The sequence below is a fragment of the Devosia sp. 63-57 genome (assembly GCF_001899045.1).
Taxonomy (GTDB): domain Bacteria; phylum Pseudomonadota; class Alphaproteobacteria; order Rhizobiales; family Devosiaceae; genus Devosia; species Devosia equisanguinis.
In genome coordinates this window covers 860,708-885,108 of sequence record NZ_MKUY01000003.1, presented here as the reverse complement: position 1 = coordinate 885,108, position 24,401 = coordinate 860,708, and the positions used below count along the sequence as shown (strand labels likewise).

General features: G+C 63.3%; 30 protein-coding genes. 9 read left to right on the top strand and 21 right to left on the bottom strand.

Annotation, left to right across the window (positions count from 1 at the left end; genetic code table 11):
* Positions 1 to 20: 20 nt before the first annotated feature.
* The 5 genes from BGO80_RS04465 to BGO80_RS04445 form a co-directional block, all read right to left on the bottom strand.
* Positions 21 to 959, bottom strand: a complete 939-nt coding sequence (locus BGO80_RS04465; protein WP_286719383.1) for a LysR family transcriptional regulator — start codon at positions 957 to 959, stop codon at positions 21 to 23.
* A 150-nt stretch (positions 960 to 1,109) separates the two neighbouring features.
* On the bottom strand, positions 1,110 to 1,784 hold the full coding sequence (locus BGO80_RS04460) for a spermidine synthase (RefSeq protein WP_286719382.1): 675 nt from the start codon (positions 1,782 to 1,784) through the stop codon (positions 1,110 to 1,112).
* A 66-nt stretch (positions 1,785 to 1,850) separates the two neighbouring features.
* A complete protein-coding gene (locus tag BGO80_RS04455) occupies positions 1,851 to 2,720 on the bottom strand; it encodes an alpha/beta hydrolase family protein (RefSeq protein WP_286719380.1) in 870 nt (289 codons plus the stop codon).
* 5 nt (positions 2,721 to 2,725) lie between these two features.
* Positions 2,726 to 3,364, bottom strand: coding sequence for a permease prefix domain 1-containing protein (locus tag BGO80_RS04450; RefSeq protein WP_286719378.1), 639 nt, complete (start codon positions 3,362 to 3,364; stop codon positions 2,726 to 2,728).
* Positions 3,357 to 3,695, bottom strand: coding sequence for a PadR family transcriptional regulator (locus BGO80_RS04445; protein WP_286719376.1), 339 nt, complete (start codon positions 3,693 to 3,695; stop codon positions 3,357 to 3,359). The genes BGO80_RS04450 and BGO80_RS04445 overlap by 8 nt, the downstream gene beginning before the upstream one ends.
* A gap of 170 nt (positions 3,696 to 3,865) precedes the next feature.
* On the opposite strand from BGO80_RS04445, the gene BGO80_RS04440 reads away from it, so the two are divergent.
* From BGO80_RS04440 to BGO80_RS04425, 4 genes are all read left to right on the top strand, one after another.
* The gene (locus BGO80_RS04440; RefSeq protein WP_286719375.1) at positions 3,866 to 4,240 is read left to right on the top strand and encodes a DoxX family protein; all 375 of its coding nucleotides are present in this window, start codon (positions 3,866 to 3,868) and stop codon (positions 4,238 to 4,240) included.
* Complete coding sequence (locus BGO80_RS04435; protein WP_286719373.1) at positions 4,237 to 4,776, top strand: GFA family protein; 540 nt, start codon at positions 4,237 to 4,239, stop codon at positions 4,774 to 4,776. The genes BGO80_RS04440 and BGO80_RS04435 overlap by 4 nt, the downstream gene beginning before the upstream one ends.
* 93 nt (positions 4,777 to 4,869) lie before the next feature.
* Positions 4,870 to 5,430 (top strand): response regulator, encoded by a 561-nt coding sequence (locus tag BGO80_RS04430; protein WP_286719371.1) that lies wholly within the window; start codon positions 4,870 to 4,872, stop codon positions 5,428 to 5,430.
* Positions 5,431 to 5,510: 80 nt separating this feature from the next.
* On the top strand, positions 5,511 to 5,906 hold the full coding sequence (locus BGO80_RS04425) for a hypothetical protein (protein ID WP_286719369.1): 396 nt from the start codon (positions 5,511 to 5,513) through the stop codon (positions 5,904 to 5,906).
* Between the two features lie 32 nt (positions 5,907 to 5,938).
* Here BGO80_RS04425 and BGO80_RS04420 read toward each other — a convergent pair whose 3' ends face one another.
* The 6 genes from BGO80_RS04420 to BGO80_RS04395 form a co-directional block, all read right to left on the bottom strand.
* Entirely contained in the window at positions 5,939 to 6,577 is a 639-nt protein-coding gene (locus BGO80_RS04420) for an SH3 domain-containing protein (protein ID WP_126152152.1), read from the bottom strand.
* 190 nt (positions 6,578 to 6,767) lie between these two features.
* Positions 6,768 to 7,331 (bottom strand): peptidase inhibitor family I36 protein, encoded by a 564-nt coding sequence (locus tag BGO80_RS04415; protein WP_286719366.1) that lies wholly within the window; start codon positions 7,329 to 7,331, stop codon positions 6,768 to 6,770.
* A 118-nt stretch (positions 7,332 to 7,449) separates the two neighbouring features.
* Positions 7,450 to 8,106: an SH3 domain-containing protein gene (locus BGO80_RS04410; RefSeq protein WP_286719365.1), complete on the bottom strand. Its 657-nt coding sequence runs from the start codon at positions 8,104 to 8,106 to the stop codon at positions 7,450 to 7,452.
* A gap of 128 nt (positions 8,107 to 8,234) precedes the next feature.
* Positions 8,235 to 8,900, bottom strand: a complete 666-nt coding sequence (locus tag BGO80_RS04405) for a peptidase inhibitor family I36 protein (protein ID WP_286719363.1) — start codon at positions 8,898 to 8,900, stop codon at positions 8,235 to 8,237.
* A 100-nt stretch (positions 8,901 to 9,000) separates the two neighbouring features.
* Positions 9,001 to 9,393, bottom strand: coding sequence for an acyl-CoA thioesterase (locus BGO80_RS04400; protein ID WP_286719361.1), 393 nt, complete (start codon positions 9,391 to 9,393; stop codon positions 9,001 to 9,003).
* The gene (locus BGO80_RS04395; RefSeq protein WP_286719359.1) at positions 9,386 to 9,988 is read right to left on the bottom strand and encodes a thymidine kinase; all 603 of its coding nucleotides are present in this window, start codon (positions 9,986 to 9,988) and stop codon (positions 9,386 to 9,388) included. Before BGO80_RS04395 ends, BGO80_RS04400 begins: the two co-directional genes overlap by 8 nt.
* A gap of 106 nt (positions 9,989 to 10,094) precedes the next feature.
* Between BGO80_RS04395 and BGO80_RS04390 the strand changes: the two genes are divergently transcribed.
* From BGO80_RS04390 to BGO80_RS04375, 4 genes are all read left to right on the top strand, one after another.
* Positions 10,095 to 10,550, top strand: a complete 456-nt coding sequence (locus BGO80_RS04390) for a GNAT family N-acetyltransferase (protein WP_286719357.1) — start codon at positions 10,095 to 10,097, stop codon at positions 10,548 to 10,550.
* A gap of 241 nt (positions 10,551 to 10,791) precedes the next feature.
* Positions 10,792 to 11,181 carry a DUF2147 domain-containing protein gene (locus BGO80_RS04385; RefSeq protein WP_286719355.1) on the top strand — a complete coding sequence of 130 codons (390 nt, stop codon included), beginning with the start codon at positions 10,792 to 10,794 and terminating at the stop codon, positions 11,179 to 11,181.
* On the top strand, positions 11,178 to 11,555 hold the full coding sequence (locus tag BGO80_RS04380) for a DUF2147 domain-containing protein (RefSeq protein ID WP_126152144.1): 378 nt from the start codon (positions 11,178 to 11,180) through the stop codon (positions 11,553 to 11,555). The genes BGO80_RS04385 and BGO80_RS04380 overlap by 4 nt, the downstream gene beginning before the upstream one ends.
* A gap of 280 nt (positions 11,556 to 11,835) precedes the next feature.
* A complete protein-coding gene (locus BGO80_RS04375) occupies positions 11,836 to 12,930 on the top strand; it encodes a hypothetical protein (protein ID WP_286719354.1) in 1,095 nt (364 codons plus the stop codon).
* A 55-nt stretch (positions 12,931 to 12,985) separates the two neighbouring features.
* Here BGO80_RS04375 and BGO80_RS04370 read toward each other — a convergent pair whose 3' ends face one another.
* The 5 genes from BGO80_RS04370 to BGO80_RS04350 all read right to left on the bottom strand — a co-directional run bounded on the left by BGO80_RS04370 (position 12,986) and on the right by BGO80_RS04350 (position 17,208).
* The gene (locus tag BGO80_RS04370) at positions 12,986 to 13,891 is read right to left on the bottom strand and encodes a DMT family transporter (RefSeq protein WP_286719352.1); all 906 of its coding nucleotides are present in this window, start codon (positions 13,889 to 13,891) and stop codon (positions 12,986 to 12,988) included.
* A 154-nt stretch (positions 13,892 to 14,045) separates the two neighbouring features.
* Positions 14,046 to 15,278: an aminotransferase class V-fold PLP-dependent enzyme gene (locus BGO80_RS04365; RefSeq protein ID WP_286719351.1), complete on the bottom strand. Its 1,233-nt coding sequence runs from the start codon at positions 15,276 to 15,278 to the stop codon at positions 14,046 to 14,048.
* A gap of 174 nt (positions 15,279 to 15,452) precedes the next feature.
* On the bottom strand, positions 15,453 to 16,124 hold the full coding sequence (locus tag BGO80_RS04360) for a Spy/CpxP family protein refolding chaperone (RefSeq protein ID WP_286719350.1): 672 nt from the start codon (positions 16,122 to 16,124) through the stop codon (positions 15,453 to 15,455).
* 233 nt (positions 16,125 to 16,357) lie between these two features.
* Positions 16,358 to 16,786, bottom strand: a complete 429-nt coding sequence (locus BGO80_RS04355) for a CBS domain-containing protein (RefSeq protein WP_126152139.1) — start codon at positions 16,784 to 16,786, stop codon at positions 16,358 to 16,360.
* Between the two features lie 125 nt (positions 16,787 to 16,911).
* A complete protein-coding gene (locus tag BGO80_RS04350) occupies positions 16,912 to 17,208 on the bottom strand; it encodes a hypothetical protein (protein ID WP_286719349.1) in 297 nt (98 codons plus the stop codon).
* 200 nt (positions 17,209 to 17,408) lie between these two features.
* On the opposite strand from BGO80_RS04350, the gene BGO80_RS04345 reads away from it, so the two are divergent.
* Positions 17,409 to 18,611 carry a pyridoxal phosphate-dependent aminotransferase gene (locus tag BGO80_RS04345; RefSeq protein WP_286719348.1) on the top strand — a complete coding sequence of 401 codons (1,203 nt, stop codon included), beginning with the start codon at positions 17,409 to 17,411 and terminating at the stop codon, positions 18,609 to 18,611.
* Here BGO80_RS04345 and BGO80_RS04340 read toward each other — a convergent pair.
* The 5 genes from BGO80_RS04340 to trxB form a co-directional block, all read right to left on the bottom strand.
* Positions 18,604 to 19,749 (bottom strand): hypothetical protein, encoded by a 1,146-nt coding sequence (locus BGO80_RS04340; protein WP_286719346.1) that lies wholly within the window; start codon positions 19,747 to 19,749, stop codon positions 18,604 to 18,606. The genes BGO80_RS04345 and BGO80_RS04340 overlap by 8 nt on opposite strands.
* A 1,262-nt stretch (positions 19,750 to 21,011) precedes the next feature.
* Complete coding sequence (locus BGO80_RS04335; RefSeq protein WP_286719345.1) at positions 21,012 to 21,374, bottom strand: hypothetical protein; 363 nt, start codon at positions 21,372 to 21,374, stop codon at positions 21,012 to 21,014.
* A gap of 168 nt (positions 21,375 to 21,542) precedes the next feature.
* Positions 21,543 to 22,250: an HAD family hydrolase gene (locus tag BGO80_RS04330; RefSeq protein WP_286719344.1), complete on the bottom strand. Its 708-nt coding sequence runs from the start codon at positions 22,248 to 22,250 to the stop codon at positions 21,543 to 21,545.
* Positions 22,251 to 22,407: 157 nt separating this feature from the next.
* Positions 22,408 to 23,301 carry a LysR family transcriptional regulator gene (locus BGO80_RS04325; protein ID WP_126150329.1) on the bottom strand — a complete coding sequence of 298 codons (894 nt, stop codon included), beginning with the start codon at positions 23,299 to 23,301 and terminating at the stop codon, positions 22,408 to 22,410.
* Between the two features lie 114 nt (positions 23,302 to 23,415).
* Entirely contained in the window at positions 23,416 to 24,366 is a 951-nt protein-coding gene (trxB, locus tag BGO80_RS04320) for a thioredoxin-disulfide reductase (RefSeq protein ID WP_126150330.1), read from the bottom strand.
* Positions 24,367 to 24,401 lie beyond the last annotated feature (35 nt).

The following is a 24,401-nucleotide window of genomic DNA, read 5'->3' as shown; positions in this document are numbered from 1 at the left end:
GCCGGTCCATGCGCCCCGGCTCAAATCGATTGATTTACGACCCGGTATAGACAGCGTTTATGCGGCCGGGTCTCGCCAATGGCGACACGCAGTTCCTGACGCAGCCATTGGAGACCGGCATCAGCACTAGCGCGGCTGTGCCATTGCATTGCCAGCCGCACCGGCGGGATGGAAAATGGTGGCTTGAAGTATTGTAGGTCTACCAAGCCAGAAAAAAGCTCAGTCGTCATAGCAGGAAATGTAGCCAGGCGCGTTGTGCCACTCACAAAAGAAGGCACAAGCGCGAAGTTGTCGAGGCGTACGCTGATCCGTCTATCAAAAACAGGAGTGCCTAAAACCGTATCTAGGTATGGTGTTTCAGCGATGTACACCTCTACGTGATCAGCCGCGCAAAAATCTTCTAGGGAAAGATTATTGCCAAACTGCCGTTGTCCGCACGCAATGACCGTGTGTTCCTCTTCAAAGAGGAGCTCCGCCGGATGCGCCGGACTTGCAACTTTCTCGGGGATGACGAGGAGATCAAGCTGTCCGCTTTCAAGCTGCGCTTGATTGTTGCCCTTTGGTGTAATCAACGCATATCGCAACTTTGGCGCCATCAGTTCTAGGCGCTGCAATGCCGCAGCAAGCAGGCCCACTAGAACCGTGTCTGCCGCAAGAATCCGAAACTCGCGGTCGGAAGTTTCCGGGTTGAAATTTCCTGGAGCTATCAGATGATCACTAATGTAGCTCAAGGTGTCGGCAGCTGGTGCACGCAGGCTTTCGCCTAACGGGGAAAGTGTGGCACTTCCGATGCCCGTAATCAGAAGCGGGTCGTCGAAATACTCGCGTAGCCGCGCTAGCGACGCGCTCATTGCCGGTTGAGTAATGCAGGTCCGTTCGGCAGCACGTGATACGCTGCGTGTGGCAAGCAGCGCATCAAGTGCAACAATCAAATTCAGGTCGAGACCTTTAAAGCGCATCCGTTCTCCTCCTGCCTCCCTAAGGTAGCAGCGAACTACGCCCTCGCCCTGCAGAATATGATCATTAGGTCCTCGCAAGCATCTAAACGAAAGCTGGCTGGTTACCTGGCTTCACCAATATGTTACGTGGTTTTTGGGACATCACTCAAACTACTTCCCCGGCTTCGTCGCAAACCAGATCAGATGCCGTGCGCCTTTGCCGTTGCTGCGTTCGCGGACGTGGGCTTCTTCGATTGCCATGCCGGATTGGCGGAGGCGTTTGGTGAAGGGGGCGTTGGGGTAGGCGGACCAGACGGCGAGGTGGCCGCCCGGTGTGAGGGCGGCCTTGGCGTTGGCGAGGCCGGTGGCGCTGTAGAGGCGGTCGTTTTCGGGGCGGAACAGGCCATCGGGGCCGTTATCGACATCGAGCAGGATGGCGTCGAAGGGTTTTCGGTCGCTGATGGCGGTGCGGACGTCGCCTTCGTGTATGGTGACGCGGGGATCGTCGAGGCTGGTGCCGTGGATCGGCGCGAGCGGGCCGCGGGCCCAGGCGATGACGGCGGGAACCAGTTCGGCAATGACGATCTCGGCATCGGGGCCGAAGGCGGCGAGGGCGGCACGCAGGGTGAAGCCCATGCCCAACCCGCCGATGAGAATGCGCGCCTTGGGTCGCTTGCCGACGCGGGCGGCGGAGAGCATGGCCAGCTGTTCTTCCGAGCCGTTCATGCGGCTGTTCATCAGCCCGATGGTGCCCGACATGATCGAAAACTCGCTGCCGCGTTGCATCAGCGTCAGCTTGCCGCCGCCGGGCATGGTGGTTTCGTCGAGCTTTTGCCAGGGGATCATGAGGGCTCTGCGCGCTGGAGGGGCGGTGGGGGTTCGGCCCATGACTAGGGGCCGGCCATGCATGCGTCAACAGGCCGGCATGGGATGCTCGGCCCAGGCGGCAGCGAGGCGGGCGATGCGCTGTAGCTGGCTGGTGCCAGCCGGATCGACCATGGAGTGGTCGAGCGCTGGAAACTCCCAGTAGGTGAGGTTGCAGCGGCCCTCGGCGGCGAAGCGGTCGGCCAAAGCGCGAACCGGCTGGACCGGGGCATTGTCGCGGCCGCCATGGATCAGCAGGAAGGGCGTGTCGGTCGCCTCGAGATAATCGGAGGAGCGGTGATCGAGGATATCGGCCCAGAAGCGATAGTTGTGGCCGGAAAGGACCGTGCTGCTATCGGGATTGGCGCGGGCCTCGGCAAAACCGGCCGCGACGCTGGACTTGCCCTCGGGCGGAACGGTGGAGAGCACCATTTCTCCGAAGGTGCCGCCCACGGAGCCTGAAAGCAGGATGGCGGCGGCGGGGTGGATGCGGGCGGCAAGCGCTTCCATGGCAAGGCCGCCTTCGGACCCGCCGAAGAGAATGATGTCCTGCGTGCCGCCGAGATGGGACAGGACCTGCTGATAATCGTCGATACGCTGAGACAGTGTGTAGTGGTCGAGAAATTCGGCAGGGCAGTCCGAGCTCATGGCCGTATCGGGGACGATGCCGACCTTTTCGACTATAAGAGCGGTATGGGCGGGGAAGGCCTGCCGTACAGTTGCAAGACTGTTGCTCGCTGCTGCCAGCGCGCAGCCTGAGCCCTGGGCCAGCACCAATAGGCCCGCGCTATCACCTTCGGCCAGGTCCAGCGTGAAGTGGATGAGGCTGCCATCGGGACGGGGCAGAGTATGGGTTTGCGGGGCGGCAGAGACCGGGCCGGCTGACAGGGCCATCAGCAGGGAGAGCAGCGCTTTCATCGGGATCACTCCGGGCAGATTTGCAAAGCGAGGGGGAGCAGCGACAGCGCGCCCAAGGTAACAAGTGGCACCAGGGCGGGAAGGCCGAGGCTCAGGCCGATTTCGCCCGGCATTTCCGGCGCTGGGAGAGTGATGCCCAGTTGCAGGGCCGTGGCCAATGCAATGCCGGAGAGTGCTCCGAGGAGCGGCCAGTGCAGGGTGGCGCGGCGGCGCTGTGCGGCGATGAGCAGGCCCCAGCCGATCAGCACCGGAAGCACGAGGAGCCCGAAGGCGAAAAGGCTGCCGAGATCGGTCATGAATGGGCGCAGGCTGGTGTCGGCGGCGATGGCCAGGGCGAGAATGGCGAGGACGATGGCCGCGACTTGCAGCAGAAGCGGCAGCACAAAGTATAACAGCGCGGGCCAGCGTGCGGCGGGACTGCGGAAGCGATCATTGGCGAGCATGGGCAGCAATAGCGAGTCGCGATTGCCCAGCCGCTGCTCAGCTTCGCGGCGGGCAGTCTCCGGCGACATGCCGGCGGCCTCGAGATGGTCGGCGATATCGTCGCGGTGATCGCACAATTCGCGGAGATAACGCTCGACATGGCGCGGAGCGAGGCCGGCGCCGAGCAGGTTTTCGCGCAGATCGCCCAACAGTTCACGCATGGCGCGGCTCTGCCAGAATGCCGGAAATGGCGTCATTGAGGTGGCGCCAGTGCTCTGCAAGCGCCTCCAGGCGGCCCACGCCATCAGGGGTGACGGTGTAATAGACGCGGCTGCGGCCATTGATGGTTTGACGCCTCGTGGTCAGGGCGCCATCGCGTTCGAGCCCGTGCAGCAAGGGATAGATGACACCTTCGGCAAAGGTGATGGCGTCGCCGCTGGCGGCGCGGATGGCCTGGACGATCTCATAGCCATACATTTCCCGATCGCGCAGCAGGCGCAGCACCAGCAATTCGGGAACGCCATTGAGAAAGGCGGATGGAGCAGGGGGCATGGATATATACCTTGTGACGCTAGGTATAATGCATCGGGACGATAGGTATGTCAAACCATGCTGGTTGCGACAGGTCCCGAGACGACGCTCGACATTTGTTTCGGGGCCGTGTCGAAATGGGGGGCGGGGGATCGTCGCTGGGGTGAAGTGACGCCAGAGGAGTTCGGGTCTTGAAAATTGCGGGTTGGGTGTTGAGTGGGTTGATCGCGCTGTTCATGCTGGGAGCATCGGTGACGCCGAAACTCTTGCAGATGGATGTGGCGCTGGAGCCGCTGGCGGTGGTGGGATGGCCGGCAAAATATCTGGTGCTGATCGGGGTGATCGAGCTGGTTTGCGTGGTGCTATTTCTGATCCCGCGCACGGCGCTATTGGGCGCGGTGCTGTTTACCGGGCTTTTGGGTGCTGCGCTGGCGGCCAATCTGCGGGTGGATAATCCGCTGTTCAGCCATACGCTGTTCAGCCTCTATCTGGGGGGCGCGACCTGGATGGCCCTGTGGCTGCGCGAAAGCCGGGTGCGCGACGTGTTTCCGCTGGTGCGGCCATGAGCGGGGCGGGCACACAGGCGCTGCACTGCCGCTGCGGCAAGGTGCATATCGTGGTCAGCGGTGCGCCGATCATCCGTGCCGAATGCCATTGCAACAGCTGCCGCACGGCTGGCGCGCGTATCGAGGCCTTGCCCGGCGCGACGGCCTTTCGCGAGGACAATGGCGCGACACGCTTCGTGATGTACCGAAAGGATCGGGTGCGGATCGAGAGCGGACAGGACCTGCTGGTGGCCTATCACCTTGGCGGGTCGAGTACGCGACGGGTGGTCGCCAGCTGCTGCAACATGCCGGTTTTTCTCGAGTTCAAGGGCGGCCACTGGCTCAGCCTTTACGGAACGCTGTGGCCGGCAGGAATGGCACGACCTGATATTGCCACCGTGGTCGGCGATGCGCCGGCGGGCACGGTGCTCGATGACAGCGTACCATCGGGGAGCCTGGTGACAGCGGGATTTTTCGCGCGGCTGCTGGGGGCCTGGGTGGCGATGGGGTTCAAGGTGCCCAAGATTGATCTCGAGGGTCGCGAGGTGCGGCTCTAGCGCGCTTCACGGTCTGGCAGCACCGCGACGACCTCCGCATTTTGTGGGCACGATTTTACCAGTTCTCAGCAGTTTGCGGGTAGAGCTGGTATCATGCAGCAGCCTCTGACCCATAGCGGTGTCAATCTCTCGGAGCTCACATTCCTTGTGGCCGATCCGAGCGATCTCTATCGCGACCTCGGTCGGCGCCTGCTTTACGGCTTCGGTGCCGGCAAGGTGCTGGACGCGGCCGATGCGCCTGCGGCGGCGCGGCTGCTCACCGGCAGAACCGTGGATTTCCTGCTCTGCGCGGCCGACCTGCCGGGCTTCGGCAAGCCAGGCACGCCCAATGGCGGCATTGGCTTTGTCCGCTCAATCCGGCTCAATCCCAAGCATGCCGCGCGGTCCATCCCCATCATCGTGACTATGGGTACGGCATTGCGCATGTCGGTGGGGCAGGCGCGCGATTGCGGCGCCAATTTCGTGCTGAGCAAGCCGATCTCGCCCTCGGTGCTCTATGACCGGATTGCCTGGATCGCCCGTCGGCCGCGGCCTTTCTGGGATAGCCCGACCTATTTCGGGCCCGACCGACGTTTTCACGACGACGATTATGAGGGCGCGGCGCGGCGGCGTGCCTCCGATGGTGATGCAGTGGCGGAAAAGGACGTGGCCTGATCATGGGACAGCTTGTCGATGTCAGAGGCAAATTCCACGCTGCGGCCTGCCGCCCAGGAGGTGTCGATCGACGCGGGGCAATGCGCTCGGCTGAGATTTCGCTCAGCGATTTGCGTAGCTCGATTGAGGTTGCGGTGCGCGAGCGGTTGACGCCGTTGATCGAGGCGCTGCGGGCCTGGGACAGCGCCGATGTTGCGGCATGCTGCGACTGGGCGGCGGCGCTGCGCGACCTGGCAGGCCTGGCAGAAATGCACCTGCTCACCGAAGTGGCCATGCATTGCTTCGATTGCCTCGACCTCATCGCCATTGATGGCGCATCCATGAGCGGCGCCGAAGCGGCCTGCTATGCCGATGCGCTCGCCTTCGCCGCACAGGGTCAATGCAGCGGCCGCGACCTCACGCGCTACGGACCCCTGTTGCAGGACCTGGGAACGCTGACCGGGCGAATTGCGACGCGGCGGGTTCGGCAGGGATAGTCCCCTCCCGCATGGGGAGGGGTGACGCCGGATCAGAAAGCCTGGAAGCTCGAGATGGCGTTGTTGTAGGCGCCGAGCGATGGCTGGCTGGAGGCCGTAGTGGTGCAGCTGCCGGCATACCAGAAATTGGTACAGACGGTGACCTGGGCGCCGCCCTGGACCTGGATCGACGAGATGGAATCGTCCCATCCGCCCATCAGTTGCGGGTCGTTGGTGCCGGGCGCGACGCAGAACTGTGCGCCGGAATAATTGTTGCCCTTGAAGAAGCAGACGCGCGGCGTGACCGGGGCGGGCGGCGGCGGCGCATTGCCGATACCGATGGAGATATTGGGGCCGCCGGGTCCGATGGTCATGCCGAAGCTGAACGGAATATCTGGCTTTTTGTTGCCGCCACCGGAATTGCCGCTCGGCTGATAGGGCTGCAGATAGTTTTTCGACACCCAGCCATCCTTGCCGGCGCTGCGATCGACATAGCACCACGAACCCTGACACTGCTGCACATCGACGATTTCGCCAGCCGAAAGCGCGCCGAGCTTGGCATAGTTAGTGCCGGGGCCACTGCGGACATTGACGGCATTGGTGGCAATGCCGGGCTGGGCAAAGGCGACGGCAGTGGAGGCCAATGTGGCCGCGGCGACGGCGGCCGCGAGATAGAGACGTTTGGTGATCATGATGTTCCCTCATTGCTGTTGCGGACTGGGTCCGTTGCATGAGGGCAGTAGAGCCGTTTGGCGCTGAACTCGGCCTGAACGAGGTGTTTAGGTGCTTTGGCAAAAAGAGCCAGGCGTGGCTTCGCGGCAAAGAAAAACCCCGGGTGGAGGCCCGGGGGTGACGTTTTCCTGCCGCTGTGCCTGGGGCTGGTCAGTAAACGCGAATGGAGGTGAGGTTCTTGCGCAGCAGGCCATCGAGCACCGGCTGGCTGGCGACGATGCGTTCGCAATAGGACTGGAAATCGCGCGAGCGGCAGGCAGCAGCGGAGACATTGCCCTCCACTTTTACGGAGGCAAAGCTGTTGTCGAGACCCCAGCGCGCCAGGTCCGGGAAAACTTCACCCGAGCCGGCGCAGAAGGACGCACCGGAATAATTGGTGCCCTGATAGAAGCAGATCGTGCCTGGGCCGCCCGAAGCATAATTGAGATTGGGACCGGTCAGCGGGTCCTGCGAAGTCTGGCCGAAGCCGATATGGTCGCGGCTGGTCCAGCCTTTGCCGACGGGCGTCGATACCAGACACCAGAGCTTCTCGCAGCGCAGCACCTTGATGGCGAGATCCTGCTCGACTGTCCCGACTACATCGCCTGCCTGATGCGGCAGCGTGCGCAAAGTCAGCTGCGAGCGGCTCCAGCCATGCGAACCGGAAGGATCGAGCGCAGCGCTCGGCGTGACGGCCAGGGCGAGAACGACGAGGGCGGCGAGGTATTTCAACATTGGGCGCTGGTCCAAACAACAGGATCGCGCGGACGTTAACGCGGCCTAACCGATTTTGCAAAGCAAAGCGCCACCCCGAAGGATGGCGCCAAGCATATTATTGTCGGCGGCGAAAGTTTTAGCGCACGCGGACCGAGATGATGTAGTCGTCGAAATCGCCGAGGCTGGATGCGCTGGTTGTGTAGGTGCGGCAATCGCGGAAATTGGCTTCCGAGCAGACCTGCACATTCAGACCATCGGGATTGTCGAAGGACGAGATGCGGTCCGACCAGTCGCGCAGGTCGCGGCTGCTTTCGCCCTGGCTGAGGCAGAAGCTGTCGCCGCGCAGGCGCGAGCCTTCATAGAAGCACACTTCCGGGGTGTAAACCGGCTGCGGCCGCACGACGGGCGGGCGCGGCTGCTGCTGGTTGCCGACACCGATATTGATCTGCGGGCCGTTCGGGCCGCCAATGGTGAAGCCGAAGGACAGGCCGGGCTGGCTCGGATTGACCTGCTGGCCATTGGCCGCAAGGAAGGAGGCAGAGACCCAACCGTTGGAGCCACGGGCAGACACATAGCACCAGGAGGTCTGGCACTGCTGCACGTCGACCTGCTGGCCACGGCGCAGGGTGCTGACCACGGCGTAATTGGTACCCGGGCCGGAGCGGACATTGACATTGCTGGTCACGGTGCCGGGTGCAGCCTGTGCTGCAGGCAGGAACATGACGACAGCAGCGGCCGCGACGGCGACGCCGGTGAAGACATTGAACATGGTTTTGCGGGTTTGACGATGCATGGGTAGCTCCCTGATGCGCGGTTTGCCGGTCCCGAACTCGGGACCATGCTGGTGGCAACAGCGCACGATGTTATTGTTGGCAATAACGGGGGCGGGACGGATTGAGTTCCGTGCCGCCCGCCGCGAGATCAGTAGACGTCGATGGACGAAGCGCGACGGTCGATACCGGCCGGCAGACGGCCGGTGTCGGAACGCAGGGTCACGCAGGAGCCGCGGAAATTGGTGTCGACGCAGAGGTCGACGCGGGTATTGCGGCCAAAGACCTCAACCGAGCGGATGCGATCGTTCCAGTTCCGCGGCATGCGGCTGAAGCTGTCGCCACGATCAACGCAGAAGCTGTTTCCGCCAAAGTTGCGCTCGCTGTAGAAGCAGGCACCCGAGGATACCACCGGCGGCTGCGGCTGGGGCTTGGGTGGCTGTGGCCACGGCCACGGCTGGGGTTGCGGGGGCCAAGGCTGGGGCTGTGGCTGAGGCGGCCAGGGCTGCGGCGGCTGCGGCTGTGGGGGCTGCGGGCGCGGCGGATTGAGATCGCCGAAGCGCACATTGTTGGACATCATCCAGCCATTGGTGCCGGTCGAGCCGCCAATGCCGGTGATCTGGCACCAGCCATCATTGGTACAATTGGCGTCGACCGTGGCGCCTTCGGGGAGGATGGCCACAACGGACGAAGCGCGGCCGGGCGCGTCATAGACATTGCCCAGGCCAGTGACAAAGGCCGGTGCGGCCATGCTTGCCGAAATAGTGCCGAGAATTGCGAGGGCCGCGCCGAACACGGCGCCAAGTGTCTTGTTCATGAGCCAACTCCAAACAGGCACGCGTGTGCCGGTGCATCTTCAAAGCATATCCCGGCTGAACGCAATCTGAACGAAAAGGCTCGCAATCGGACGCGCTGGTTTACGCCTCTTTGGGCACCTGGCGCTTGTTGCCGTTGTCGTCGAGCGTCACATAGACGAAACGGGCCTCGGTAACGCGCTGGCGGACGTCGAGGCGGTTGCGGCGCACCCAGGCCTCGAGGCCTACGGTGATGGACGTGGTGCCGACCCGCTCAATGGTGGTGTAGACACAGAGCACGTCGCCAACCTTGACCGGGGCGATGAAGGTCATGGCTTCGACGGCAACGGTGACCACGCGACCCTGAGCGCGCTCGACGGCAGCAATGGCGCCGGCAATGTCCATCTGGCTCATGACCCAGCCGCCGAAAATGTCGCCGGCAGGATTGGTGTCGGCGGGCATGGCCAGGGTGCGGATAGTCAGGGTGCCATGCGGTTCGGTGGTGTCGTCATGCATCGAGTGGTCCTTTCACCGGCCAGCGGCCGAACGCTTCTTCCCAGTGCTTGCGGCAGAGGGAGACATAGTCGGCCTTTTCGGGCTCGACGGTGCTGCCCGCCGTCTGCACCCGGCCATGGGCATCGCGGCGCACCACCATGGTGGCCTTGGCGCCGCAATGGCAGATGGTGCGAATTTCGCGCAGGACGTCGGCAATTGCCAGCAGTTCCGCCGAGGCTTCGAAAGGCCGGCCAAGGAAATCGGTGCGCAGGCCATAGCACATCACCGGGACGCCGAGCCGGTCGGCAACGCGGGCCAGTTGCCAGACCTGTTCACGGGTGAGACACTGGACCTCGTCGAGAAAGACGCAGTCGACCTTGGCTTCGTCGGTATGGTCGCGGATGCGGTGATAGAGGTCGTCGCCCTCGGCATAGAGTTCGGCGGCTTCGGATATGCCCAGGCGCGAGCTGATGATCCCTGGACCGCCGCCGGCATAGGCGGCACAGGTATAGAGCAGCGGGCGCATGCCCCGTTCACGGTAGTTATAGGCGGCCTGCAGCAGCAGCGTGGATTTGCCGGCATTCATCGCTGCATAGGAGAAGTACAGCTTGGCCATCTCATGGGCTCCGGGTTGCGGCAGGGTTTCGAATAGGCAATAGACCCGATGCCGCCCCGCATGAAGCGGCGACGCGCAGCCATCAACAGTTCATTGAGGTCATCCGATGTCCGACAACGAGATCCTGGTGCGTCACGCCCGCAGTTCCGACAGTGCCGACATCAAGGCGCTGCTCGACCGCTCATGGCGCACCCATTGGGCGCCGCATCTGGATATGGGCGCATGGGCGCGTTACGAGGCGGCGCGGCCGGTGGAAGCCTATGTGGATGTCTATCTCGGCGCCATGATGGTGGCCGAGCGCGGTGGCGTGGTGGTAGGCATGTACCACCTCGATGACGGCATGCTGCACGCCATCCATGTTGATAGCTGGGCCATCGGCACCGGGGTGGGCGCAGCGTTGATGGCTCACGCCGAGGCGGCCGGGGCGCGACGGCTCGACGTGCGCGCCTTCAATGCGCGGGCCCGGGCTTTTTATGCGTCGCGCGGCTGGGTGGAAATCGACGAGCACGAGGACACCGAGATGGGCACGCCGGTGCGCTCGATCATCATGGAACGGCTCTGAGCAAAAAAAACGGCCGCACGAGGCGGCCAGATCCGGAGGTCATCCGGGCGGCATCCGTCATGGCGGGGGATGCCGGAACGTGGTGCATTGGGGCATGCAGCACGAGGGTCGCCGGGCGAATGGGGGCGCCGTGGTGACAAGAGCAGCCTAGGGGGTGCCGATGACGGTAGCGTGACGGCGTGTTCAGCCAGCGTTCAGGTGAGGGACAATAGGCTTGAGGCCGTTCTCGGGAGTTGTATTCATGAAATCCGTACTGCGTATCGTGACCCTGATCGGCCTCTTCGTGTCGGCCAGCATGCCGGTCTTTGCCTCGCCGGCGGGGGTGTGGGAACTCGAAACCCGCGACACCCGCTTCCGGCTGGAATTGTGCGGCGACGGCACACAATTGTGCGGAGAGCTCGTATGGCTGTCTGACGCCGACTATAACGAGCAGTACAAGCCCTATCTCAACGCGCCGATGGCCTACCAGATCAGGCAGGTGTCGCCGAGCCGCTGGAAGGGCGATATGCGCCTCTTCGGCCACAAGCTGGCCGGCACGATTACCCAGGTCAACGAGAACCAGATGACGCTGACCGGCTGCGCCTTTCTGGTGGCCTGCAAGACCTACCAGATGTTCCGGTACAGCAAATGATCCGATCTCTCGCGGCGCTGGCGGGGCTGTTGCTGGCGGCACCGGCGTTGGCCTCGCCTGCCGGCCTCTGGGAGATCGAAAGCCGGGATTCGCGCTATCAGGTTTCGCTCTGTGGGGACGGCACCCAATTGTGCGCCCGGCTGGTCTGGCTGGGCAATGGTGCCGACAGCCCACAGAACCTGCCCTATCTCAACACCATGCTGATCGATGGCGCGCGCCCGACAGGGCCGGGGCAATGGCAGGGCGATCTGCACCTTTATGGTCAGACCGCCGGCGGCACGATCACGCAGGTCAATGCGCAGGAAATGACGCTGCGCGGCTGTGTGGCGCTGGTCATATGCAAAACCTACCGGATGTTCCGGATCGGGGACTGATCTCGATCGACCCCACCAAGGAAGCGCATCTCGCGCGTTCGTCTGGTGAAAGCCGGTTTGAAATCCCGGTCCGGTGGGCTTGGATAAACGCTAACTATCCGAAATTTAGCCACATTTTCTGAGAACAGGCTTGGTTCACGCGGTCGTGACTGATAGCGACTGCGATGTAACGGCCCCGGCATCCTTGGTGTCCGCATGTCAAGCAGATGTGGCCAGGCGGGGTTATCAAGTCTGTTGCCGGCGTAGTCCTGCCGGGCGGCTATTCAGGATGAAGTGTTCAATGTCGGCTTTCTCTCAGGCGCTTCCCCAGCGCAAGCTAACCCTCGCTCCCAACCTGCTGAAGGGCCCGCGCGGATTTTTGTTCGCGGTGCTGATGTTTGCCGGCCTGCTGATCGGGATGAGCTGGTGGCAGGGGCCGGGACTGATCCGTGATCTGCAGATCAGCGCCAACCCGGCCTATCCCGACGCGGTCAAGACCATTGACGGCGAATGTTCGACGCGCCGTGGGCTGACCGATTGCGATGCGCGGCTGGTCTATTCGGTGAACGGGCAGCGCTATGACAACCATGTCAGCATGGCCTTCATCGATTTCCATTCCGGCGACTACATGGTCGAAGTGGTGATCTCGGGCGACAAGCCGGAACTGGCGACGCTGTCGCTGGGGCTGGACATGCTGTGGAACCGCCTGGCCGTTTTCGGCGTGTTCGCGCTGGTGTTTATCGCTGGTATCGCCGCCATGGTCTATGGCGCGCTCGGGGCGCAGCGCGGCAATCGCCAGCTGCAGCAGCCGGGTCGGTTGACGCTGGTACCGGTGGAACTCACCAATGTGCAGGAAAAGGGCAAGACGGCTTTCGTCACCTATGCCGAGAAGCTGGAAAAGGGCCGATCGCGCCGCACTGCCAATACCGAGTTTGCCGCCGGCGAAGTGCCGCTGATGGCGGCTCTGGCCGATGGCAGCGTGGTCGGCGTGGCGGCCAAGCACGAAGTGGGCGGGCTGCCGGTGCTGCTCGACAGCCAAATGCAGCGCATCACCGATCTCAGCGCTGCCGAGCGGCAGTCACTCCTCGATTCCCTGCCGCGGCCCAGCCAAAGCCAGGTGGACGTGGCCACCGGCAAGGCGCCGAAGAAGCTGCACTGGAAGCGGGGCCTCGCCACTTTCTTCGGCATCATTCTGCTGGCCGTCGTCGCGGTGGGCGCCTATTGGGTCTACTACGTGACCAGCAGCGAAACGCAATTCGACTCCATCGGCATGGAAATCAACGCCATGCTGCCCGAGCCGCTCAATCGCTGGGGTTGTGACCAGTTGCAGGCCCGTTTCGGCGATGATCGCGCGCCCTGGGGCTGCGTGGCCGCGGATTTTACCAGCTGGAAATAGGTGGCTCGAAGGCGGCCCCGAGCTCGGGGCCGCCAAAGTCAAAGGCTTTTGCCCCTCAGTTGGTATTGCGGGGAATATGGGTGCGGCGGCGGGCCCAGAGGGGTGGGACCGCTTCGACCATGAGAATGGCGGCGAAGATCAGTGTGGCGCCGGCATAGCCGATCACCGGCAGGCGCTCACCCAGGATCAGGAAACCGCCCAGCGCCGCGAACAGGCTTTCGGCCGAGAGAATGATGGCGGCATTGGCCGGAGGCACATGCTGTTGGCCGATAGCCTGGAAGGTGAAGGCCACAGCGGTGGACAGCACAGCCGCATAAGCGATTTCGATCCAGCCGCTCATGACGGCGTCGAGGGTGGGGGCCTCCAATCCCAGTGCCATGCCGCTGGCAGCAATGCCCCCGAACAGGAAGCTGAAGGCGGAGACGAAGATCGGCAGATTGGTGGCGCGAGCGGCTTCACCAAGCAGGATCACGTGCAGCGCCCAGAATACCGCGCTGCCCACGATCAGCCAGTCGCCGCTGTTGAAACTGTCGAGCCCGCCGCCATTGAGGTAGTAAATGCCGATAAGCGCCAGCGGCACGCCGATGAAGATGATCGGATGCGGGCGGGTGCGGAACAGGATGTAGCCCAGAAGCGGCACGAAGAAGACGTAGAGCCCGGTAAGGAAGCCGCCATTGGTGACGGTGGTGGTGGCCAGACCCGCCTGTTGCAGCCACGAGCCCATGAGGAAGACGAAACTGACGGCGCCGATCAGCAGCCAGTGGCGGCGGGTGAGATGGATGGGGCGGCGACGGCGCTCATAGAGCGCCAGCGGCAGGACCAATAGGCCGCCGATGAGATAGCGGACGCCGGTAAAGGTGAGCGGACCCATGGAGTCCATGGCCGATTTCTGGGCGATGAAGGCAAAGCCCCAGAAGATGGTGCAAAGCAGCAGCAGCGCGGTGGCAACGGGACGGGACATGGTTGGCTCGGAATATTCCCTCACTCGTCCGGCCTTTGGCCGAACCAGCCTCTCCCAGAGAGGGAAAGCGATAAGGGAGCGGTTGCTGATTGGCTGTGAGACCCCCACCCGACCTCCCCCTGAAGGAGGGGGAGGAGAAGGGGTCCGGGCTGGATCAAAGTTCGGCGTCGAGCGCCTTGATCAGTTGGTCGATCTCTTCGGGGCTGGTGTAGTGCACGAAGGAAAGGCGCAGGACGCCGTGATTGTTGGGGTCGATGCCCAAAGCTTCGAGCAGGCGCACGGCGTAGAAATTGCCACCCGAGGCCATGATGCCGTGCCTGGCCAGACGCCGCGCGACCTCGACGCCCGGCTCGCGGTGGCGAAGGGCGATAGTGGGTGCGCGGAGCGTCGGATCGTCAGGGCCGATGATCTGAACGTCATTGCGGCCCCGCAGATAATCGAGCAGTGGGGTGGCGAGAGCAATTTCCTGGGCCCGCATGGCGGTATGGGCGCGGCGGAACGGATCGGCCCCCGAGACGGCGTCGCCGGCGATCTCTGCGACCTGTTCGAAATAGTCGGCAATGCCGGCACTGGCGGCGATCTGGGCGTGGTCGGGGCCGGCCGGGGTCAGGCGATAACGCGGTTTGACCTCGTTGAAGTAGTGGCCCTGGTTGGGGAGCGCCGCCGCGAGTTCCGGGCGAATGGCCATGATGCCCTGATGGGGGCCGTAAACCTTGTAGGCGGAGAACATGTAGATGTCCGCGCCCAACTCCTGCAGATCGGGAATGCCGTGGGGCGCGTGGCTGACGCCATCGACCACCAGCACGCCGCCGACAGCGTGGACGCGGCGTGCGATTTCGGCCACCGGGTTGATTTCGCCGACCACATTGGAGCAGTGCGGCACGGTGACGAGCTTGACCTTGTCGTCGAGCAGGGCATCGAGCGCCGCGAGGTCGAGCCGGCCGGTGCGTGCATCGACCGACCATTCGCGCACGTCGACGCCGTGACGTGCAAGGCGCCGCCAATTGCCGCTATTGGCCTCGTGATCCTGATTGGTGACGACCACAGCATCGCCGGGCTTCAGCCAATCTGCGAAGGCATGGGCCAGGATATAGGTGTTGGCAGAGGTGGAGGGGCCGAAATGGATCCAGTCGGGCGTGACGTTGAAGGCCTGCGCCATGCGCTCGAAGGCCAGGTTCATCGCCTCGCCGGCTTCGGCTGACGCGGCATAGACGCCATAGGGCTGAACCTTGGTGGCTCGATAATAGTGGTCGAGCCGGTCCAGAACTGCGCTCGCCGTGTAGGAGCCGCCTGCATTTTCGAAAAAGGCCTGGCCCTGAAGGCTCGGCTCGGCAAAGGCGGGAAAGAGGGCGCGGATGCGCTGGGGATCGAGTGGCAGGGTGGTCATGAGATATCCAGTCGGCAGGTCCCCCGATTGGTAGTCGAGCCCGACGCAAAAGCAAACCCCGGCTGTTGAGAGCCGGGGTCGGGCAGCGCCGAAGGTTTGGGGGATTGACGCCACCTGGGGGTCCGGCCCGCCGCCGAAGGAAAACTGGCGGGCCCGGAGGTTTGGTCTTGGCGATCAGCCCTGCGGAGCGGGAGCCGGCGGGGCCGGAGGCGCGACGTCGTCGCCGCCCATTTCGCCCATGCCATTCATGCCGGGGGCGCCATGCGGGCCGGGACGGTGGTGACCGCCATTGCCCGGACCGCCGAACTTGCCCTGGGGCGGCGCCAGCTGGGCGACTTGCTCTTCGGAGAGGCTATCGAAGAACGCCTTGGCCGAAGGCCGGACTGCTTCGAGAGCGGCGAGTCGGGCCTTTTCGAGGGCAATCTGGTTGTCGAGACGCTGGCCGAAGGTCGGGGGAGTAACGGTTTCGCCTTCGGTCGGCGGGGTGGGGCGCAGGCCCTCAGTGGTAGTAGCGAACGTTTCCGCGGCCGAAAGGGCATCGGTCTTGAGGGTAGCGAGCAGGGTCTGCTGCTCGGTGGTCAGCTCCAGCCGATGGCTGAGGCGCACCAGGGCGATTTCGATGGCTTCGGCACCGCGTTCGAAGCCGAGCAGCTCGCCCATGCCGCCACCATGGCGGGGGCCGTCATTGCCGGGCTTGCCGGGGCGGAAACCGTTGGCTTCGGCGGGCTTGGCGGCCTGGCTATTTTCGGTCGGGATTGCCGTCTGGGCCATTGCCGGCGCCACGGCGGACAGGCCGAGCGTGGTGGTCATCAGGGCCACGATGGCGGAGGTATAAAGCGTCTTCATGGTCGTTATCCTTTGCATGGGATGTACCGGCGAAGCGGCACGAGAGGACCCTAGCGGAAGGAAACTGATCGCGACCTTGCGAGCGCATGAAGAGTTGGAGAGGTTGGTAAGGTGGTGCCACGCCGGTTGCTGCGGCATGACGCGCGCGGTGGGACCGGGCCTATGATAGGGCATCTGCGGCTCGGCAATTGGCCCTCGGGTCTAGCCCGAGGGCGGCGCCGTGCGCGGCGGCCTCAGCTGGCGATGTATTCGCGCAGGGCTTCGGCTTCGTGTTCCACAACCTCGATCTTGCGCTTGACCACGTCGCCGATGGAAATGATGCCGATCAGGGCGCCGGCTTCGGCCACGGGCATGTGGCGGATACGGCGATTGGTCATGCGCTCCATGACCTCGTCGATGCTGGTGCCGCGTTCGCAGGTGACCACACCCCTGGTCATGCAGGTGGCGACGGGCTTCTGCAGGGCGCCGGCGGGGTCCTTGCCCAGTTGGCGGACAATGTCGCGCTCGGACAGGATGCCCGCTATGGCGTCCTTGGCGTCGGTGATCACAACGGCACCGATATTGTGGGTGTTGAGCAGCGTCACGGCCTCTGCGAGCGTGGCGGTGTCGGGCAGGGTGTGAACGACGACACCCTTGGTCTGCAGGATGGTCTCGACAATCATGGGTCCTCTCCTCCTTGCGTTTGGAGTGTGGACCGGAAGGGGGCATGCGGCAATAGGCGGAAGGTCGAACACAAAAATGGCCGGCGCAGGGCCGGCCAGTTGGTCTTCAGGGGAGGTAAAGGGGATCAGCGCCGGTTGGGACGCGAGGTCCAGACCGAGTGCCGACGACGAACCGGCGCCGGCATGGGCAGCTTGCCGCGCCAGACATGGCGTGCAGCCTCGAACAAAAGCACCATGACCAGCAGGGTCAGCGGCACCATGAACACTGCAATCTGGGCATTGGGCTCGTGGACGAGATCGGCGGCGATGGCGGGCGAGACACCTGCCAGGAGAGCACCGGCTGCGCCCAGGCCGGTCAAGATCGTGGTCAGAAGGGCGAAGAGCCGAAACTTCTTCCGCCCGGGCGTCACAGATTTTTGCATGGGGGTCTGTACTCAACTTCGATGCAGAGGAGAAAACCACCGCAATGGGGTCTGACTGTGAGCCGAAGGCGGAGATGGGCGGGCCATTTGAGGGCAGAACTGTGGCGGGTTTTCTCTTCCGCTGGCTTCGGGCGCAGGCTAAAGGCTCTGGCGTTGCCATTGGCGCAGAGGTGCGACAGGGCGTTTCGAGGAGAGGTCACATGGGGTTTCTGTCTGAAGCATTGTCGCGCGTGGCGCCGTCGGCAACCGTGGCGATCAGCCAGAAAGCCCGGGTCATGGCACAGGAGGGTCGCGACATCATCGCGCTTTCCGCCGGCGAACCGGATTTCGACACGCCGCAGAATGTGCGCGACGCGGCCAAGCGTGCCATGGACGAGGGCAAGACGCGCTACACCAATGTTGACGGCATTGCCGAGCTCAAGGAAGCGGTGGCAGCCAAGTTCCGGCGCGATAACGGGCTCGATGTGACGGCGGCCGATTGCTTTGTCGGCTCGGGCGGCAAGCAGATCATTTTCAACGCGCTGCTGGCGACGCTCAATCCCGGCGACGAGGTGGTGGTGCCCGTGCCGTACTGGGTGAGCTATCCGGAGATCGTGCGGCTCTGTGGCGCAGAGCCGGTATTTGCGGTGGCTGATGCCTCGACCGGCTTCAAGCTCATGCCCGAGGTGCTGGAGGCGGCAATCACGCCCAGGACCAAGTGGCTGATCCTGAACACGCCGTCCAATCCGACCGGCGCAGCCTATACGGCGGAAGAATTGAAGGGGCTGGCAGCGGTGCTGATGCGCCATCCGCATGTGCATATCCTCACCGACGATATCTATGAAGTGCTGGTCTATGACGACAAGACCTTCGCCACCATTGCGCAGGTGGAGCCGGCGCTGCAGGCGCGGACGCTGACCATGAATGGGGTGTCCAAGTCCCATGCCATGACCGGCTGGCGCATTGGCTATTGCACCGGGCCCAAGCCGCTCCTGGCGGCGATGACCAAGCTGCAGGGACAGTCGACGACCAATGCGAGCTCGATCTCGCAATGGGCGGCGGTCGAGGCGCTCAACGGACCGCAGGAATTCCTGGCCGAGTGGCGCAAGGTGTTCCAGCAGCGGCGCGACATGGTGGTGGCCGGGCTCAACGCCAATACCGGGCTCGATTGCCTGACGCCGGAAGGCGCCTTCTATGTGTTTCCGTCCTGCCAGCGCCTGCTGGGCAAGACCAGCGCCGGTGGCGCTGTGCTGACGACCGACGAGGACTTCGTCATGGCGCTGCTGGAAGAAACCGGCGTGGCGCTGGTGCATGGCACGGCCTTCGGCCTGCCGGGCCATTTCCGCCTGAGCTACGCAGCGAGCAATGCCGAGCTTGAAGAGGCCGTGTCGCGTATTCAGCGGTTCTGCGCGGGGATCAGGTAGAGGGTAGTAGGCTAGCGCGCGACCAGGAGGCCTGCGAGGCTGCCATTGGCGCCGCTGCCGGACTGTTGATCATCTGCATGAGTTTGGAGGTGGTGCTGTAGCTGTCCAGCGCTGCCTGGTACATCTTGTCGGACCAGCCGGCGGCTTGGCGTTCCTCGGGGCTGAGCGAGGAGAAGGCGGCGATGACGTTCTGGCTGAAGGCGGTGGGGTCGCCGGATTTGGTGGCGTTCTGCAGGCCCGCCATCATGGTGGCGCTGCTTTTCTGACGCAGGGCGGTCTGGGCGGCGCGCACTTCTTCGTTGCTGAAGCGGCCATCGGTGTCGAGCACCATGGACGAGAGCGAACGGCTTGAGAAATTCGAGAGATCGATGAATTGGGCGCTGCTGCTGGAGCGGCTGAAACTGGGCACGCGGCCGGCGGCCTTGGCGTCGGCATAGAGGCGGTCGAGTGTGGTGCGGGCGTTTGAGGAGAGGTTCTCCATGCTCTGGCCCGCGCCGGTGCCGCCCGAATCTGCCAGCTTGAGATAGATGGAAACCGGATCGTGCTCGCCGGCTGATGGCAGGTTGCCAGGCCTGGTTTGCAACTGCTTGAGGCCTTCGGTCACGGCGTCGCGGCCGGCCTTCCAGTCGGCACTGGCCTTTTCCTCGGGGCCGAGGCCATCGAGATGGGCGGCGGCGGCCTTGTAGAGACCGGTATAGTCGCCGATCACCCGGGCAATGGCGGCGGGGCCGGCCAGCGCCGCTTCGAGGCGCCGTTGCATTTCGAGGCCAGCCGCAGCGCGCTCGTCCTCAGTGAAACTCTTGTCGCTGGAAATGGCGTAGAGCTCGCGGTTGTCGAGGCTGGAAAGGTCAACGGCCAGCTGTTGGTTCTTGATCGGGGAGGTGCGTCCGGCTTCCTCGAGCAGTTTTGCGAGCTTGCCGCGGGCATCGGTGATGACATCGGTGAAGCTGCGATCGGCAAGGGCGGCGCGCGCAGCGTCGGACAGGGTGACATTGGTCGCCGCGGCCGAGGCGCTAGTGCTCTCTTGGTGTGATTTGGCCACTGAGGCGGTGTTCGAACTGGTCGATGTCACAGCCGCACCATAGGTGCTGGCATAGTTCATATAAGCGAAATTGGGCGTTGAACTGATGGCGACCATGATCTGCCTCCGAACGGGACGGAGAGCGTGTTGCAAATTGCATGCCCGGAAAATGCCAATGAAATCAGTTCGAATCCCAAGGTCGGATTGGGCCGACGGCAAGAATTGCCGGGCAGGGTGTGCCGATTTCAGGAAAAAGGGGCCCAGAAACAGAGAGGCCCCGCCCGAGGGGAGGGGCGGGGCCAGAGGTTTTCGGCCGGGGCCGCTAACCTTGGAGGGGGCGGGTCACCACGAACCCGCCGTTGAATGCAGTATCTGCGAGCGGCAGGCGGACCACAAACGCTCAATGGGAAGTGCTGCCATGCAGAAACGCTGGGCAGGAAAACCAGGATTGGCGCGCAAAAAAAGAGGCTCCAACCGAAGTTGGAGCCTGATGATAGGGCCGAAGCCAAATCTAAAGTGTGGCCCGACGCAAGGGAGGAGGATTTGCGTCCGACCGGGTGGGCCCTGGCCGAGGGAGGAGGATACGGCCAAAACCCGGTGTCGAGTAACGCGGGTCCGAGGGAGGAGGATACGGAGCGGCGTCGCGTCGACAAGGACGAATATAGGTTTTGACCGTTTGGTCAGCAATGCATGAGTGGTCATGCCAGCTATGCATTAGGCACAGCGACATTCTGTCCATTTTCCGGGCAAGCCGACAGCTTGGTGACAGGATTGGTTCGGCGAAAATGTGCGCGGGCGATCGGGCAAAAAAAAGAGGCCCCAACCGAAGTTGGGGCCTGATGATAGGGCCGAAGCCAAATCGAAAGTGGGGCAGAGAGCAAGGGAGGAGGATATGCGCTCTGCCATGAGCTTTGGATCCAGGGAGGAGGAGAGGATCCGCAGCTCGGTGTCGCGATACGGGGTCCGAAGGGAGGAGGAGTTTCGGAGCGCGCCTCAGCGACAAATGCAATATGAACTCTACCGGATCGGTAGGCAATGCAAAGCCTGACATGCCAGCTATGCATTTTCGGAAGGGAGTGAACAAAAAATAAGGCTCCGCTCGAGGGGAGAGCGGAGCCCTGAAGGGTGCGAGCGCAAAGCTCGCTAGGAGGGAACGCAGCGGAAGCAAGGGAGGGAGGAGAAACATCCGCTGTGTGATGCCGATATAGGCAGACGCGCGGTGCCTGCCAACCCGGCCACTGACATGTCAGCCATGCGCGGATTGCGTGGCTCGGGAAATTCGATAATGAAATCAAAGAATCGGAGCTGTTTTGGGGTGGGCGATTGTCGAAGAAATCGCCCAATTTGAGGGCTCTGCGCCTGTTCTTTCGCCGTTCTGCCTATTTGTAGCCCTCGAAAGCCGAGGCCAGCGCCTGGCGCATTGTTGAGTCGGTGAACTGGATGTCGTCGAGGCGCCAGATCGGCGGTTTTCCCGTTTCCACCACCACCGGCACCAGCAGCAGGTGGTCGAGATAATCGGCATCGGGGCTATCGGAAAAGCGGTGGCCGATGGGAACCATGGTCTTGGTTTCGTCGCCCTCGGGAACGCCGACTTCGCAGCCATCGGCGTAGTCGGTCCAGCTCGACCAAGGCACGCCATCCCCCAGCGGAGGTTTCTCGTCCGGCGCAGCGGCCTGGATGGTGTCGCTGCGTTGCTGGGCATCGGCGATGGTGGCGGCGAGATCGGGCGTGAGCAGGGGCACGATGGGGCTCATGTCACCGGCAATGGCGGCGGTGCAAAAGATTGCGCCGATATCGAGCGGGGTAGGGGCTGTTTCTGCATGAGCGGCAGGCTGGCGGCTGCGAGCATGGACAAAGAAGCGGCGGCTTGGTGGAGCATGGAACAGTCCTCGCTGTGATTGCAGGACAGTTTACGGCATGGCCTCGAACCTGGCGAGAGCGGCGGAGACTTCGCCCATATGGGCCACGCGTCGATAGCGAGGATGATCGAGCGGCTCGTCGGCCTGCTCATAGGCCCAGGTGAGGTCGTGGGGGACATAGATAGCAAAGGCGCCGGCCTCAAGCGCCGGCACTATGTCGGAGCGCAGGGAATTGCCGACCATTACCGTGTGGTCGGGGCCCTCGGTATGGCGCTGGAAGACGCGTTCATAGGTGGACCGGGACTTGTCCGCGACGATTTCGATCGCGGCGAAATAGTCGGCAAGGCCCGAGGCGGCCAGCTTGCGCTCCTGGTCGAAGACATCGCCCTTGGTGATGAGGATCAGCCGATAGCGTGCTTCCAGTAGCTCCAGGGCCTGATCGACATAAGGCAGGGTTTCGATGGCAAAGTTGAGGAGCTCGCGGCCGGCGGCGAGGATTTCGGCGATGACCGTTCCAGGGACGCGGTGGTCTGTGACCTCGAGGGCGGTTTCGACCATGGACAGGGCAAAGCCTTTGGCGCCGAAGCCATAAAAGCGCAGGTTGCGCGTCACCGCATCGATCAGCCGTTGGTTGAGATCTGGAATGTCGGTGTACTCAGCGAGCAGATCGGCGAAGCGCTGCTGGGTGAGGCGGAAGAAATGCTCGTTCTGCCAGAGCGTGTCGTCGGCATCGAGGGCGACGGTGGTGATGCGGGGCATTTAGGCTCCGGCTGACGTAAAAACCCAGGCACAATCTGCCGCGTCGAATGGCCCTCGGATCAAGTCCGAGGGCGGCGCGGTGGGTGTGACGGGCGCCGAGATGGGCATGGCGAGCGTAGCGCCGGTTATCGCGCTGCGCGTCGCTGGTGTCCGAGGGTCAGAACGACCACTCGCGGGCCTTGGAGACGAGGAAGTCGCGGAAGACGCCGACGCGCTTGGAATTCTTGAGCGCCGGGGGATAGACGAAATAGGCCTCATAAGCGGGCAGTTCGATCTCGGGCAGCACCTGGACCAGACCGTCTTCCTTTTCCGTCACATAGGCGGGCAGCATGGCGATGCCGATGCCAGCGCGGGCGGCCTGCATCATGCCGTAGATGGCGTTGACCTTGAGCACGGCGCGGCGCGGGCTGGAATCGGAGCGGCCCATGCGCTCGAGATAGTTGATGTCGCCGAGATAGGAGGGGACCGGTTCGCCAAAGGAGATGATGCGGTGATTGTCCAGATCCTCGGCCGAGGACGGCATGCCGTGTTCGTCGATATAGGAATTGCTGGCATAGAAGTGGTTATGCACCGTGAACAGCTTGCGCTGGATCATTTCCGACTGATTGGGGCGGTGCAGGCGGATGGCCACGTCAGCCTCGCGCATGGCCAGGTCGAGCTCGGCATCGTTGAGGCGGATTTCGAGCTGGATCAGTGGATAGAGTTTCAAAAACTCGTCGAGGCGCGAGCTGAGCCAGGTGGAGCCTATACCCACCGTGGTGGTGACAATCAGCGGGCCGGTGGGGACGTCCTGGCTTTCGGACATCTGGGTTTCGACCTGCTGCAATTCCCAATGCATGCGGTGGGCGGTGCGGAACAGCTGTTCGCCGACTTCGGTGAGGACCAGTCCGCGGGCGTGGCGGATGAAGAGTTTCAGCCCCAGATCGTCTTCGAGCGCCGAAATCTGGCGGCTGACGGCCGACTGGCTCATGCCCAGCTTTTCGGCGGCGTGGGTGAAACTGCCCGACTCGGCGGCGGTATGGAAAATCCGGAGCTTGTCCCAGTCGAGCATTGTTGACGCTTTCTTTTCTCGTTGATCAGCCAGGCCGAGCCATGCCACCGGCCTTAGGCGACCGACGGGAAGAAATTGTGACAACCGAGGCGATTATCGCGGACATTTCGATGCCTATTCCGCCGCCTCGGCCAGTTCATGTTCGGCCAGGTAACGCTCGGCATCGAGCGCAGCCATGCAGCCCATGCCGGCCGCAGTTACGGCCTGGCGATAGACGTCGTCGGTAACGTCACCGGCAGCGAAGACGCCCGGAATATTGGTGTGGGTAGTGCCCGGCTTTACCTGAAGATAGCCACCGGGCTTCATGTCGAGCTTGCCCGAGAAGACCGAGGTGGCGGGAGCATGGCCAATGGCCACGAAGACGCCGTCGATCGGCTGCTCGTAGACTTCGCCGGAGAGGCGATTTTTTAGGGTAACGGTATTGACCGAGGGGGGCATCGGCGCGCCGCCGACCTCGACCACTTCGGTGTTCCAACGGACTTCGATCTTGGGGTTCTTGAACAGGCGGTCCTGCAAAATGCGCTCGGCGCGGAATTCGTCGCGGCGATGCACGACGATGACCTTTTCGGCGAAATTGGTGAGGAACAGAGCCTCCTCGACCGCGGTATTACCGCCGCCGACCACCAGCACCTGCTTGCCGCGATAGAAGAAGCCATCGCAGGTGGCGCAAGCTGAGACGCCAAAGCCCTGGAATTTCTGCTCGGAAGGCAGCCCCAGCCACTTGGCTTGGGCGCCGGTAGCGATGATAACGCTGTCGGCCGTGTAGGTGTCGCCGCTATCGCCGGTCAAAACGAAGGGACGGCGGTCGAAGTCGACATGGGTGATGATGTCGTTGACGATGCGCGTGCCGACATGCTCGGCCTGCGCCTTCATCTGATCCATGAGCCAGGGGCCCTGGATCACATCGGCAAAGCCGGGATAGTTTTCCACGTCGGTGGTGATGGTGAGCTGGCCGCCGGGCTGCAGGCCCTGGATCATCAAGGGTTCGAGCATGGCGCGTGCGGCATAGATGGCCGCAGTATAGCCGGCCGGGCCGGAGCCAATGATGACGACTTTCGCGTGCATCGCGACGCTTCTCCAAATGACAGGAATGCTCCCTC